Origin of the sequence: Streptomyces sp. NPDC006476 (assembly GCF_040612015.1) — a bacterium.
Classification (GTDB): Bacteria; Actinomycetota; Actinomycetes; order Streptomycetales; family Streptomycetaceae; genus Streptomyces; species Streptomyces griseorubiginosus_B.
Genome location: NZ_JBEXPK010000027.1, coordinates 46703 through 59476 on the forward strand (window position 1 = coordinate 46703; position 12774 = coordinate 59476).

General features: G+C 70.4%; 14 protein-coding genes. 11 read left to right on the forward strand and 3 right to left on the reverse strand.

Annotated features, from left to right (window positions below; all coding sequences use genetic code 11):
• Positions 1-71 precede the first annotated feature (71 nt).
• The 5 genes from ABZZ74_RS28395 (at position 72) to ABZZ74_RS28415 (ending at position 5695) form a co-directional block, all read left to right on the forward strand.
• Positions 72-1070 carry an ABC transporter permease gene (locus ABZZ74_RS28395; protein WP_356769612.1) on the forward strand — a complete coding sequence of 333 codons (999 nt, stop codon included), beginning with the start codon at positions 72-74 and terminating at the stop codon, positions 1068-1070.
• Entirely contained in the window at positions 1067-2164 is a 1098-nt protein-coding gene (locus ABZZ74_RS28400) for an ABC transporter ATP-binding protein (RefSeq protein WP_133046672.1), read from the forward strand. Before ABZZ74_RS28395 ends, ABZZ74_RS28400 begins: the two co-directional genes overlap by 4 nt.
• A 14-nt stretch (positions 2165-2178) precedes the next feature.
• Complete coding sequence (locus ABZZ74_RS28405; protein WP_356769614.1) at positions 2179-3435, forward strand: dipeptide ABC transporter ATP-binding protein; 1257 nt, start codon at positions 2179-2181, stop codon at positions 3433-3435.
• Between the two features lie 189 nt (positions 3436-3624).
• Positions 3625-5016, forward strand: coding sequence for a M1 family metallopeptidase (locus ABZZ74_RS28410; protein ID WP_356769616.1), 1392 nt, complete (start codon positions 3625-3627; stop codon positions 5014-5016).
• A gap of 22 nt (positions 5017-5038) precedes the next feature.
• Complete coding sequence (locus ABZZ74_RS28415; protein ID WP_356769618.1) at positions 5039-5695, forward strand: trimeric intracellular cation channel family protein; 657 nt, start codon at positions 5039-5041, stop codon at positions 5693-5695.
• Here the strand turns inward: ABZZ74_RS28415 and ABZZ74_RS28420 are convergent.
• A complete protein-coding gene (locus tag ABZZ74_RS28420; RefSeq protein ID WP_356769620.1) occupies positions 5604-6827 on the reverse strand; it encodes an alpha/beta hydrolase-fold protein in 1224 nt (407 codons plus the stop codon). The two genes, ABZZ74_RS28415 and ABZZ74_RS28420, sit on opposite strands and share 92 nt — an antisense overlap.
• Positions 6828-6982: 155 nt before the next feature.
• On the opposite strand from ABZZ74_RS28420, the gene ABZZ74_RS28425 reads away from it, so the two are divergent.
• A complete protein-coding gene (locus tag ABZZ74_RS28425; protein WP_356769622.1) occupies positions 6983-7843 on the forward strand; it encodes a thioesterase family protein in 861 nt (286 codons plus the stop codon).
• 6 nt (positions 7844-7849) lie between these two features.
• Here ABZZ74_RS28425 and ABZZ74_RS28430 read toward each other — a convergent pair whose 3' ends face one another.
• Complete coding sequence (locus tag ABZZ74_RS28430; RefSeq protein ID WP_356769624.1) at positions 7850-8437, reverse strand: TIGR03086 family metal-binding protein; 588 nt, start codon at positions 8435-8437, stop codon at positions 7850-7852.
• 116 nt (positions 8438-8553) lie between these two features.
• Between ABZZ74_RS28430 and ABZZ74_RS28435 the strand changes: the two genes are divergently transcribed.
• Both ABZZ74_RS28435 and ABZZ74_RS28440 read left to right on the forward strand, forming a co-directional pair.
• A complete protein-coding gene (locus ABZZ74_RS28435; protein ID WP_356769626.1) occupies positions 8554-9531 on the forward strand; it encodes a YafY family protein in 978 nt (325 codons plus the stop codon).
• Positions 9532-9671: 140 nt separating this feature from the next.
• Positions 9672-10061 carry a hypothetical protein gene (locus ABZZ74_RS28440; RefSeq protein ID WP_356769628.1) on the forward strand — a complete coding sequence of 130 codons (390 nt, stop codon included), beginning with the start codon at positions 9672-9674 and terminating at the stop codon, positions 10059-10061.
• 54 nt (positions 10062-10115) lie between these two features.
• Here ABZZ74_RS28440 and ABZZ74_RS28445 read toward each other — a convergent pair whose 3' ends face one another.
• Positions 10116-10742, reverse strand: coding sequence for a TetR family transcriptional regulator (locus ABZZ74_RS28445; protein ID WP_356769630.1), 627 nt, complete (start codon positions 10740-10742; stop codon positions 10116-10118).
• A 145-nt stretch (positions 10743-10887) separates the two neighbouring features.
• Here ABZZ74_RS28445 and ABZZ74_RS28450 point away from each other — a divergent pair, with 145 nt between their 5' ends.
• The 3 genes from ABZZ74_RS28450 to ABZZ74_RS28460 all read left to right on the forward strand — a co-directional run bounded on the left by ABZZ74_RS28450 (position 10888) and on the right by ABZZ74_RS28460 (position 12764).
• Positions 10888-11058 carry a hypothetical protein gene (locus ABZZ74_RS28450; RefSeq protein ID WP_165954994.1) on the forward strand — a complete coding sequence of 57 codons (171 nt, stop codon included), beginning with the start codon at positions 10888-10890 and terminating at the stop codon, positions 11056-11058.
• Between the two features lie 36 nt (positions 11059-11094).
• Entirely contained in the window at positions 11095-11373 is a 279-nt protein-coding gene (locus tag ABZZ74_RS28455) for a DUF4190 domain-containing protein (protein WP_356769633.1), read from the forward strand.
• A gap of 227 nt (positions 11374-11600) precedes the next feature.
• A complete protein-coding gene (locus ABZZ74_RS28460; RefSeq protein WP_356769635.1) occupies positions 11601-12764 on the forward strand; it encodes a cysteine desulfurase family protein in 1164 nt (387 codons plus the stop codon).
• Positions 12765-12774 lie beyond the last annotated feature (10 nt).

Here is a 12774-nt window from a genome sequence, read left to right on the forward strand (position 1 = left end):
GCCGGCGCGGCGGGACCGTGGGCCACCGGAAGACCTCCGGGGGCCCGCGGTCCTGCGGCGGGCCGTTAGCTGTGCTCGCTTACCTCATCAGGCGGCTCTTCGCCGCCGCAGTGATGCTGGTGGTCATCATCCTGGTGGTCTTCTGCATCTTCTTCCTCGTCCCCAAGTGGGCGGGCGTGGACATCGCCTCAAGCTTCGTGGGCAAGCAGGCCGACCCCGCGTCGGTGGCAGCGGTGCGCGAGAAGCTCGGACTGAGCGACCCGATCTTCGTTCAGGTCTGGCACTTCTTCAAGGGCATCTTCGTGGGCCGCACCTACGCGGCCGGCGGCGATGTCACCCACTGCGCCGCGCCCTGCTTCGGCTACTCCTTCCGTACCGAGCAGGACGTCTGGCCCGTGCTCACCGACCGCTTCCCGGTGACCCTGGGTCTGGCGCTCGGTGCCGCCGTGCTGTGGCTGGTCTTCGGTGTCGCGGCCGGTGTGCTCTCCGCCCTCAAGCGGGGCAGCCTGTGGGACCGCGGCGCGATGGTCATCGCGCTCAGCGGCGTCTCCCTCCCGATCTACTTCACGGGTCTGCTGTCGCTCGCGATCTTCAGCTACGGCCTCGGCTGGATCGACGGCAAGTACGTGCCCCTCACCGACAGCTTCTCCGGCTGGCTGGGCGGCATGATCCTGCCCTGGGTCACCCTCGCGTTCCTGTACGCGGCGATGTACGCCCGGATCACCCGCGCCACCATGCTGGAGATCCTCGGCGAGGACTACATCCGCACGGCGCGCGCGAAGGGCCTCACGGAGCAGGTCGTCATCCGCAAGCACGCGATGCGCTCCACGATGACCCCCATCCTGACCATGCTCGGCATGGACCTCGGCGCCCTCATCGGCGGCGCGATCCTGACCGAGACGACGTTCAGCCTGCCCGGCCTCGGCCAGGCGGTGCTCAACGCCATCAAGACCCAGGACCTGCCCATCATTCTGGGCGTCACCCTGATCACTTCTCTCGCGGTGCTGATCGCCAACCTCGTGGTCGACGTCCTGTACGCCGTGATCGACCCCCGAGTGAGGCTCACATGACCGAGCTGAGCAAGAGCGGAGCGGCCGTGGGCGAGCCCACGAGCACCTCCCCCGCCCCGACGTCCTTCCTGGAAGTGCGCGACCTGAAGGTGCACTTCCCGACCGACGACGGTCTGGTCAAGTCCGTCGACGGGCTCTCCTTCACGCTGGAGAAGGGCAAGACCCTCGGCATCGTCGGCGAGTCGGGCTCCGGCAAGTCGGTGACCTCGCTCGGCATCATGGGCCTGCACACCGCCGGGCAGTACGGCAAGCGCAAGGCGCAGATATCCGGTGAGATCTGGCTGGACGGCACCGAGCTGCTGTCCGCCGACCCGGACGAGGTCCGCAAGCTGCGCGGGCGCGAGATGTCGATGATCTTCCAGGATCCGCTGTCCGCGCTGCACCCGTACTACACGATCGGCCAGCAGATCGTGGAGGCGTACCGCATCCACCACAACGTCGACAAGAAGACCGCGAAGAAGCGCGCGGTCGAGATGCTCGACCGGGTGGGCATCCCGCAGCCCGACAAGCGGGTGGACAACTACCCGCACGAGTTCTCCGGCGGTATGCGCCAGCGCGCGATGATCGCGATGTCGCTGGTGAACAACCCCGAGCTGCTGATCGCGGACGAGCCGACGACCGCCCTCGACGTGACCGTCCAGGCGCAGATCCTCGACCTGATCCGGGACCTGCAGAAGGAGTTCGGCTCCGCGGTCATCATCATCACCCATGACCTGGGCGTCGTCGCCGAGCTGGCCGACGACATCCTGGTGATGTACGGCGGCCGCTGCGTGGAGCGGGGCCCGGCCGACAAGGTGTTCTACGAGCCCCGCCACCCCTACACCTGGGGTCTGCTCGGCTCGATGCCGCGCCTGGACCGTGAGCAGCAGGAGCGTCTGATCCCGGTCAAGGGATCCCCGCCCTCGCTGATCAACGTCCCGTCCGGCTGCGCCTTCAACCCGCGCTGCCCGTACGCCGACGTCCCCAAGGACAACGTCACCCGCACGGTCCGCCCCGAGCTGACCGAGGTCGGCAGCCAGCACTGGGCCGCCTGCCACATGACGCAGGAGCAGCGGGAGCGTATCTGGACCGAAGAGATTGCGCCGAAGCTGTGAGCGAGGACAAAGCCGTGACCACTCCCGCGAAGAGCGACGGTGCCACCCTCACCAAGGACGCCGCCGCCGGCGAGACCCTGCTGAAGGTGACGGGACTGCAGAAGCACTTCCCGATCAAGAAGGGCCTGCTGCAGCGCCAGGTCGGCGCCGTGCACGCCGTCGACGGCCTCGACTTCGAGGTCCGGGCCGGTGAGACCCTCGGTGTCGTGGGTGAGTCCGGCTGCGGCAAGTCGACCATGGGCCGGCTGATCACCCGGCTGCTGGAACCGACCGGCGGCAAGGTCGAGTTCGAGGGCAAGGACATCACGCACCTCGGCGTCAGCGGCATGCGCCCGCTGCGCCGCGACGTGCAGATGATCTTCCAGGACCCGTACTCCTCGCTGAACCCGCGCCACACCATCGGCACGATCATCGGCGCCCCCTTCAAGCTCCAGGGCGTCGAGCCCGAGGGCGGAGTGAAGAAGGAGGTCCAGCGGCTGCTGTCGGTGGTCGGTCTCAACCCCGAGCACTACAACCGCTATCCGCACGAGTTCTCCGGCGGTCAGCGCCAGCGCATCGGCATCGCCCGCGCGCTCGCCCTGAACCCGAAGCTGGTCGTGGCGGACGAGCCGGTCTCCGCGCTGGACGTGTCGATCCAGGCCCAGGTCGTCAACCTGCTGGACGACCTCCAGCAGGAGCTGGGCCTGACCTACGTGATCATCGCGCACGACCTCTCGGTGGTCCGGCACGTCTCGGACCGGATCGCGGTGATGTACCTCGGCAAGATCGTCGAGCTGGCCGACCGTGAGTCGCTGTACAGGGCGCCGATGCACCCGTACACCAAGGCGCTGATGTCGGCGGTGCCGATCCCGGACCCGCGGCGCAAGAACGAAAAGAGCGAGCGGATCCTGCTCAAGGGCGACGTGCCCTCGCCGATCTCCCCGCCGAGCGGCTGCCGCTTCCACACCCGGTGCTGGAAGGCGACGGAGATTTGCAAGACGACCGAGCCGAAGCTCGTCGAGCTGAAGCCCGGCCAGCAGGTCGCCTGCCACCACCCGGAGAACTTCGAGGACCAGGCTCCGCAGGACACGGTCCTGCTGACCATGGCCAAGGAGGCGGCCGAACTGGTCGCCGACGAGGTCCTCGCGGAGTCGGCGGAGACGTCGGCGGCGGTGGCGGCGGAGGTCGCGGAGACCCCGGAGGCCCCCGCGGCCGAGGAGGCCTCCTCCGAGAGCGACGATGCCGCGCCCGCCGCGGAGTCGGCGGAAGCGGAAACCGGCGACGAGAAGTAGGCGCGTTCCTCCACGCGAAGGCCCCGGCAGTCCGTTCGGACTGCCGGGGCCTTCGCGTGTGCCGTGGGGAACAGGAGTCAACGGGCGAGTAGCGCATGACGAGTTGGCAAAGTCGTGTACATGACCGAATGGGGAAAGGCAGGGTCGGCGTATCCGGCTGAATCGGACCACGCACCGAAGGGACGACCCATGGCCTTCTCCCGTTCGGCACGTTTAGGGGCCCTCGCGACAGCGGCGGCCTCTTTCCTTGTCATCGCCGCCTCTCCCGCCCCCACCCCGGGCGCCCCCGGCATCGGCGACACCTACTTCCCGAACCTCGGCAACGGCGGCTTCGACGCCCGGCACTACGACCTCGACGTGGCGTACAACCCGGACACCGACCGCCTCGACGGCCGTACGACCCTCACCGCCCGCGCGACCCAGACCCTCTCGTCCTTCGATCTCGATCTGCAGAAACTGGAGGTCACCCGGGTCGAAGTGAACGGCAGACGCGCCGCGTTCACCCGCGACGGCGACGAACTGCGCGTCACGCCCAAGGGAGTTCTCCCCAAGGGACACACCTTCAAGGTCACCGTCACCTACGGTGGCGTACCCGAACCCCTCAACGGGCCCATCGTGTTCGGCTCCGACTACGGCTGGATGAAGACCCCCGACGGCGTCTTCGTCGCCTGCGAGCCCAACGCCGCCTCCACCTGGTTCCCGTCCAGCGACCACCCCTCCGACAAGGCCACCTACGACATCCGCATCAAGGCCCCCAAGGGCCTGACCGGCGTCTCCAACGGCCGGCTGGTCTCGACGTACGACAAGGACGGCTCGACGTACGCCCACTGGCGCGAGAGCAGGCCGATGGCGACCTACCTCGCGACCGCCACGATCGGGAAGTTCGACGTGAAGACCGGCCGGACCCCCTCCGGCATCCCGATCTACGTCGCCATCGACCCGGTGCTCGCGGGCAGCAACAGCGTCGACGTGTACGCCGTGACGGCCGCCGCCACCGACTACTGGTCGCAGGTCTTCGGGCCCTATCCCTTCGAGGAGACCGGCGCGATCGTCGACGACATGCCCCAGGCCGGGTTCTCGCTGGAGGTGCAGAGCAAGCCGGCCTACTCGGCCGTGCGCAACGAGACCACGATCGTGCACGAGCTGGCCCACCAGTGGTTCGGCGACTCGGTGTCGGTGGAGCGCTGGAAGGACATCTGGCTCAACGAGGGCTTTGCCACATACGCCCAGTGGCTGTGGGCCGAGCACCAGGGCACCCGCAGCGCCCACGACTCGTTCCTGGCCGCCTACAACTCCCGCCCGGCGGACAGCGCCTTCTGGCAGACCGTCGTCGCCGACCCGCAGCGCGACACCATGTTCGCCTCCGCGGTCTACCAGCGCGGCGCGATGACCCTCCAGGCGCTGCGCGAGCGCATCGGCGACACGGCGTTCTTCCGGCTGCTGCCGACCTGGACCAGGCTCCACCGGTACGGCAACGCCAACACCGCCCAGTTCATCGCGCTCGCCGAGAAGGTCTCCGGGCAGAAGCTGAGCGACCTGTTCCAGAAGTGGCTCTTCACCACGGGCAAACCGGCTCTGTAAACACCCCGGGTAAGAATGTGGGGTGCTCCAGCAACTGTTCAGCCCCTCCGTCCAGCACACGCTCGACCTCGTCGGCATCTTCGTGTTCGCCATCTCCGGCGCGCTGTTGGCCGTCCGCAAGAACTTCGACGTGTTCGGCATCGCCGTGCTCGCCGAGGTCACCGCGCTGGGCGGAGGGCTGTTCAGGGACCTGGTCATCGGCGCGGTGCCGCCCGCCGCCTTCACCGACCTCGGCTACTTCGTCACCCCGCTGCTCGCCGCCCTGCTGGTGTTCTTCCTGCACCCGCAGGTGGAGCGCATCCAGGTCGGGGTGAACGTCTTCGACGCGGCCGGCCTCGGCCTGTTCTGCGTGGCCGGCACGACCAAGGCCTACGAGTACGGGCTGGGCCTCACCGCGTCCGCCTGCCTGGGCCTGGCCACCGCCGTCGGCGGCGGCGTGCTCAGGGACGTACTCGCCAACGAGGTGCCGTCGCTGCTGCGCTGGGACCGCGACCTGTACGCGGTCCCGGCGATCGTCGGCGCCACCATGGTCGTGCTCTGCATCCGCTACGACGTCCTCGGTCCCCTCACCAGCGGACTGGCCGCACTCACGGCTTTCGTCCTACGCCTGCTCGCGATGCGGTTCCACTGGCGAGCGCCGCGTGCGTGGAACCGCCGGTCGACGGTTCGCGAGGAGTAGTGCCCCCGAGGTGTGCCCTGTGCTGGCCCATCTCCAGTGAGAGCCAGCGGAAGGCCGGGACGACCTGCGGCCGCCACAGCGCCATGTTGTGGCCGCCGGCGCTCTTCGGGATGAAGACGACGTGCACGGTCGTCGGTGCCTTCGCGATCTGTTCGATGCCGACGGCGGCCTCGTAGCCGTCGTGCGGCTGGCCGGACATGTACAGCGCGATCCGGGGCGGGGTGAGCCGCTTCTTCAGCAGCAGGTAGGGGTTGTTCTCGGCCCGGACCGTGGGGTTCTGCGAGGCGAGCGAGTTGCGTTCGCCGATCGGGTCGTTGTAGCCGGAGAAGCTGATCGCCCCCATGTAGCGGTCGGGGTGCGCCACGGCCAGCTTCACCGCGCAGTGCCCGCCCGCCGAGTACCCGGCGGTCGCCCAGCCCCGGGGCGCGGGCTCGGCGCGGAAGTTGTCCATGACCATCTTCGGCACGTCGATGCTGAGCCAGCTGTCCGCGTTGACCGTGCCCGGGATGTTCGCGCAGCCGGTGTCGATGCTCGCCAGCAGGTTGGTGCGCGGCGCCACCAGGATGAACGGGGCGACCTGGCCGCTGCGCATCAGCGGCTCCAGCTCGCGGATCACGTGCAGCGAGCCGAACCAGGCCTTCGCGGAGCCGGGGTAGCCGGGCAGCAGCTCCACGACCGGGAACTTGTGGTTCTTGTACTTCGCCTCGTTGTACTGCGGCGGAGTCCAGACGTAGACCTCGGCGTTCACGCCGGAGACGCGGCCCTTGAGCTGGGTCTCGCGCACGCCCCGCATACCCGGTCCGCTGGCGGCGGTGAAGTCCTGCTTCACCTTGGGCAACCGTTTCAGCGCTATGCCGCCGGTGCCGTCGGCGCCGAGGTTGGCGGCCTGCTGCACATGGTTGCCGGTGCCGAGCAGGTCGGCCCAGTTGTCGTACAGGCTGTTGGCGTTGTTGACGAGGACGAAGACCAGCGCGACCGCCGTCCCCTGCGCGAACAGCAGCATTAGCATCCGGGCCGCGGCGCGCAGGGCTTTTGGCCCGCGCATCCGCGACCACAGGACAAGAGGCAGTATCAGGGCGACCGCGAACAGCACGATCAGCGTGTAGAGGAACGGAGTCCCGGTGAGGCTCATGTCCCCATAGAGGAGGACGAGGGGTTCCGGGTTTCGGACAGGATCGGACACTTACCAAGAAATTGCCGGAACCTCACCCGGGAGGCGGGGTGCGCGTCATCCAGCCGTAACGCTGCAAGCTACCGCTTAGTAGTTTCTCGTTGTACCGTTCAGGCATGCCAGAAGCAGCTTCCGCACAGGCCACCCGGGCCACCGTCGGCGACAGCGAGTTCGACCGCGACACCGCGCTCACCCGGCGCGCCGACGGCGTCTACGCCATCGACCTCTCGGCTGGCTGGACCATCATCAACGCCGTCAACGGCGGCTATCTGCTGGCCGTTCTGGGCCGCGCCCTCGCGGACGCCCTGCCGCACTCCGACCCGTTCACGATCTCGGCCCACTACCTGACCGCCTCCCAGCCGGGCCCGGCCGTGGTCCGCACGGACGTGGTCCGCACCGGCCGCACCCTCTCCACCGGCCAGGCCTCCCTCCTCCAGTACGACGAGGAGGGCAACGAGGTCGAACGCATCCGCGTCCTCGCCTCCTACGGCGACCTCGGCGCCCTCCCCGACGACGTCCGTACGACGGCCCGGCCGCCGGCGATCCCGCCGATCGAGGAGTGCTTCGGCCCCAGCGACGGCCCCGCCCCGATCACCGGCAGCTCCGCCATCACGGACCGTCTGATGATCAAGCTGGACCCCGCCACCCTCGGCTGGGCGGTCGGCGCGCCCTCCGGCAAGGGCGAGATGCGCGCCTGGTTCGGCCTGGCGGACGGCCGTGACGCCGACCCGCTCTCCCTCCTCCTCGCGGTGGACGCGCTGCCGCCCACCGCCTTCGAAATGGGCCTGAAGGGCTGGGTTCCCACGGTCGAGCTCACCGTCCACGTGCGCTGCCGCCCCGCGCCCGGCCCGCTCCGCGTCGCCATCACCACCCGCAACCTCGCCGGCGGCTTCCTGGAGGAGGACGCCGAGGTCTGGGACAGCGCCGACCGCCTGGTCGCCCAGTCCCGCCAACTCGCGCGCGTCAGGCTGGGATAGGCGGGATCAGGCTCGGACGAGCGGTTCACGGCCGAGCCAGGCCGCCAACCGCCCGTGGGCGTCGGCCCCTTCGGGCGCCGGCACCACCGAGGCGAAGGGCGTGTCGGCGTCCCGCTCCGGGTCGGGGAGGACGCGACGGGCGACGGCGAGGGCGAACTCGGCCGGTTCCGGGTCGAGTTGATGCGGCCGGCCGAGGGACTCCGACAGATCCCAGGTGTGCGTGACCAGCTCCATGACGTAGCCGGAGAGGGCGGCGCGCCCCGGGACCTCTCCCCACGGCACGCGGACCGGCGCCTCAAGACGGGCGTCGCTCTCCCAGGCCTTCAGGACCCGGACGCGCACCTCGTCGTAGGCGGCCGGCCACTCGTCGTCGCCGACGCCTTCCGCGAAGGGGCGGACGGCGAGACCGTCGCCGCCCTCGCCGACGACCGCGATCCGCAGGGTGCCGCCGACGATGTGGCCGAGCAGGGTGCGGACGTCGAACTCGGCGCACGGGGTGGGGGAGTCGAGCTGGTCCGCCCGTACGGTCGCGATGAGCGCGGCCGCCTGCTCGGTGGCGAGGGCGTAGACGGGGCGGGGGTCGATGGCGTTCATGGCCGGCCTCTCTGTGCTGTCCTTGCGATGCTTTCCGGTGCTCGAAGACTCCGCCCATAACCTGACAGTTTCCGTCAACATTTGCGGGCGATCGCCCGCGGCGCGATTCTGGTGGTGTGAAGTCCGACCGCCTGCTGTCGATCCTGCTGCTCCTGCAGACCCGCGGCCGCGTCCCCGCGCACGAACTGGCCGAGCGGCTGGAGGTGTCGGTGCGCACCATCTACCGGGACGTGGAGGCGCTGTCGGCCGCCGGGGTGCCGGTCTACGCCGAGCGCGGGCGGCACGGCGGGATCGAGCTGCTCGCCGGGTTCCGCACGGACGTGACGGGACTGACCGCCGACGAGTCGCGGGCGCTGTTCATCCTGGCCGCCCAGGGCGCGCACGCCGCGCTGGGGTTGGATGCGGCCCTCGGCTCGGCGCTGCGCAAGGTCATGGCCGCGCTCCCGGCGCCGCACCGCCCGGCCGCCGAGGTGACCTCCCGCCGCATCCTGGTCGACGCCACCCGCTGGAAGGGCGGCCCGCAGGGACCCGTCGACCTCGACGTCCTTCAGGACGCAGTCTTCGCCGACCGGCGGCTGCGGCTGCGCTACCGGCACAGCGGGGAGCGCGAGCCCCGGACGTACACCGTCGACCCCTACGGGCTCGTCTCCAAGGCGGGCGTCTGGTACCTCGTCGCCGACCGCCGTGCGAAGCCGCGGCTCTTCCGCGCCGACCGGGTGCGCTCGGCCGCGGTCCTGGAGGACCCCGTGAAGCGCCGTCCGGGCATCGAACTCGCCGATGTCTGGCAGGTGTTGCGCCGTCAGGTGGAGGAGCGGCCGGGCGGGCTCGGCGTCACGGTGCGCGTCCGGCGGAGCCGGCTGGACATGTTCCTGCGTCTGAACGCCTCCCACCTCGCCGAACTCCCGGACACCGACGGGGAGGGGGAGTGGGTGACCGTACGGCTGATGTACGGGGTCGCGCCCGAGGCGCGTCAACTGCTCCAGTTCGCCGACCACGTGGAGGTGCTCGAGCCGCCGGAGGTACGCGCGGAGGTCGCGGCGGCGGCCGCCTCTGTCACGGAGCTGTACCAGCGAGCGGTCCGGGCCGGTCGGTGAAGTCGCGGGTCGGCGCGGTGTCTTGAGATCCCCTTGACCTGAGTCACAGGCCGGGGACAGACCGCCCCCAAGGAAGCCGAATGCGCCGTTGGTTGAGCGCCGGTCTCAAGGCACCCTCATCTTCCTTGGAGCTGTTTCTCATGAAGCGTGTGCGTCTCGTCCCCGCGGTGGCCCTGCTGGCGCTCTCGCCTCTGGTCCTGGCGGCCTGCGGCTCGAGCGACTCCTCGTCGTCCTCGGGCACCGGCAACTCCGGTCAGCGGCAGGCGTGTTCGGCGCCCTCCGGCATGCCCACGGGCAACGCCTCGGGCCGGCCGGGCGGTGCCCCCTCGGGCGCGCCGACGGGCAACGCGACGGCCCGGCCGACCGGCACTCCCACCGGAATGCCGAGCGGCGCGCCCGGCGGCGGTCAGGGTGGCCCGGGTGGCGGCGGGGCGGGCGGTTGCGGGGGCGGCCGGGGCGGTCCCGACGGCGGTGCCGCGCCGAGCGGCGCCCCGAGCGGGCAGCCGACGGCGGCGGCGACCAAGAACTGACCCGTCACGCTGAACGGGTGTGCCGCCCCTGTGCGTTGTCCGGTCCGCAGGGGCTCAATCCAGCCAGTGATGGCGCCCGATGCTGATGAGCCGCATCTGCCGGGTGGCGACCTGCTCGACGTGCTCGCGGTCCTCCTCGGTGCCCTCCATCGCCTCCAGGAACAGGGAGGCGGTGATCAGCATCTGGTCCACGTAGAGATGGGCCAGCATCAGCAGGTCGTCGTCGCTCCAGCCCGCGGACTCCGGGTCCTTGGCCAGTTCGGCCCGCACCTCCTCGGCGAACCGGGCGAGTTGCTCCCGTATCGCCTCGCGCACCGACTGAACTCCGCCATGTCGCTCGCGGGCGATGAAACGGACATGGGCGGGGTACTCGCTCACATGACCGGCGATCAACTCGATGGCGCGTTGGATCCGTTGGTCACTGTCGTCGGTGGTGGCCACCGTCGTCCTGATCATCGGGTGCAGGCTGCCCAGCGCCTCCTCGACCAGGGCCACGCCGAGATCCGCGATGGAGCGGAAGTGCCGGTAGAAGGCGGTCGGGGCGACGCCGACCGCGCGGGTGACCTCGCGCAGGCCCAGGCTGCTCAGGCTCTGTTCCTCCAGCAGGCCGAGGGCCGCGTCGAGGAGCGCCTGCCGGGTCTTCTGCTTCTGTGCCTGCCGGATGCCGAGGGTGTGACTCATGTCATCCAGTTAACAACTGTTCTCTGGATTTGGAAAGCCGTGAGACGCGCTAGACTCTGGAGTCAGTGAACAACTGTAACTACAACTGTTCACCGAAACGTAACGAGAGACGTCCCCCGAGGCGTCTCGGAGGGGGTTCCATCCCATGCTGTTCCTCGTCGCCGCCCTGCTGCTGTTCGGCGCCGTCCTTGGCACCGTGGCCCACGCGCCGTTCGCCTTCACTCTCGTCGCCGCCGCCGTCATCGCCGCCTGGCTCGGCATCTTCGCGCTCCGCGAGCGTCACGGCCGTCGCCGCCACACCACCACCAGCCACTGACCCACCTCCGCCACGACTGCCGGGAGCTGACCCGTCATGCAACTCACCGCCCGCGCCACCGACCGCCCCGACGCCGCCCCGACCCGCCGCGACGCCGACGGCATGGCCGTGGCCTCCTTCATCCTGGGCCTCGTCGGCCTGCTCGTCCTGAATGTCTTCCTCGGCCCGATCGCGATCATCCTGGCCACGGCCGCCCTCTGGCGCGGCACCACCCGCCGGGGCCGCGCCTTCCTGGGCCTGGGCCTGGGCGTCGCGGACCTCATCGTCCTGGTCGCCTTCATGCAGGCGGACAGCACGATCTCCTGGAGCTTCTGAAGGCGAACGGGGCATCGCCGTCCGCCGTACCGCCGTACCGCCGTGGGCAGTCGTTCCGCAGGGCGATGGGGGTCCCCCCGCTCGAGCGGAGCCGAGAGTGGGGGAGGGTGGGCACGGCCTGCAACGCCGGGTGCCGCCGACCGACCCCAGCGGCAGTTCGGGCAAGGTGCACGCGGCTCAAGCCCAGCGCAGCGGCCACGCAGCGGCCCCGTAGAATCGTGCGCACCATGGCATACCTCGACCACGCCGCGACCACCCCGATGCTCCCGGAGGCAGTCGAGGCACTCAGCGCGCACCTGAGCGTCACCGGCAACGCCTCCTCCCTGCACGCGTCCGGCCGCCGCGCGAGGCGCACCGTCGAGGAAGCCCGCGAGACGCTCGCGGACGCGCTCGGCGCCCGCCCCAGCGAGGTCGTCCTCACCTCCGGCGGTACCGAGGCCGACAACCTCGCGGTGAAGGGCCTGTACTGGTCCCGCCGCGACGCCGACGCCCGCCGCACCCGGATTCTCGCCAGCCCCGTCGAGCACCACGCCGTCCTCGACGCCGTCCACTGGCTCGGCGAACACGAGGGCGCCACCGTCGAGTACCTCCCGGTCGACGGCTATGGACGCGTCCACCCCGAGGCCCTGCGCGAGGCCCTCGCCAAGAACCCCGACGACGTCGCCCTGGCCACCGTGATGTGGGCCAACAACGAGATCGGCACCGTCCTCCCGGTCCGTGAACTCGCCGATGTCGCGAAGGAGTTCGGCGTCCCGCTGCACGCCGACGCCGTCCAGGCCTTCGGCCAGGTCCCCGTCGACTTCGGCGCCTCCGGCCTCGCCGCGATGACCGTGTCCGGACACAAGATCGGCGGCCCCTACGGCATCGGCGCCCTGGTCCTCGGCCGCGAGTACACCCCCGTACCGGTCCTGCACGGCGGCGGCCAGGAGCGGCACGTCCGCTCCGGCACCCTGGACGTCCCCGCGATCGCCTCCTTCGCGGTCGCCGGCCGTCTCGCCGCCGAGCAGCGCGAGTGGTTCGCCACCGAGATCGGCGCCCTGCGCGACAGCCTGATCGAGGCGGTCCGTACGGCCGTCCCGGACGCGATCCTCGGCGGCGACCCGGTCGACCGGCTCCCCGCCAACGCCCATTTCACCTTCCCGGGCTGCGAGGGCGACTCCCTGCTGCTGCTCCTGGACGCCCAGGGCATCGAGTGCTCCACCGGCTCCGCCTGCACCGCCGGCGTCGCCCAGCCGAGCCATGTCCTGCTCGCCACCGGCACCGACCCGGACCTGGCCCGCGGCACCCTGCGCTTCTCCCTCGGCCACACCTCCACGGAGGCCGACGTCGAGGCGGTCGCCAAGGCGATCGGCCCGGCGGTCGAGCGCGCTCGAGCCGCCGGGCTCACCTAGTTCGCCGGAG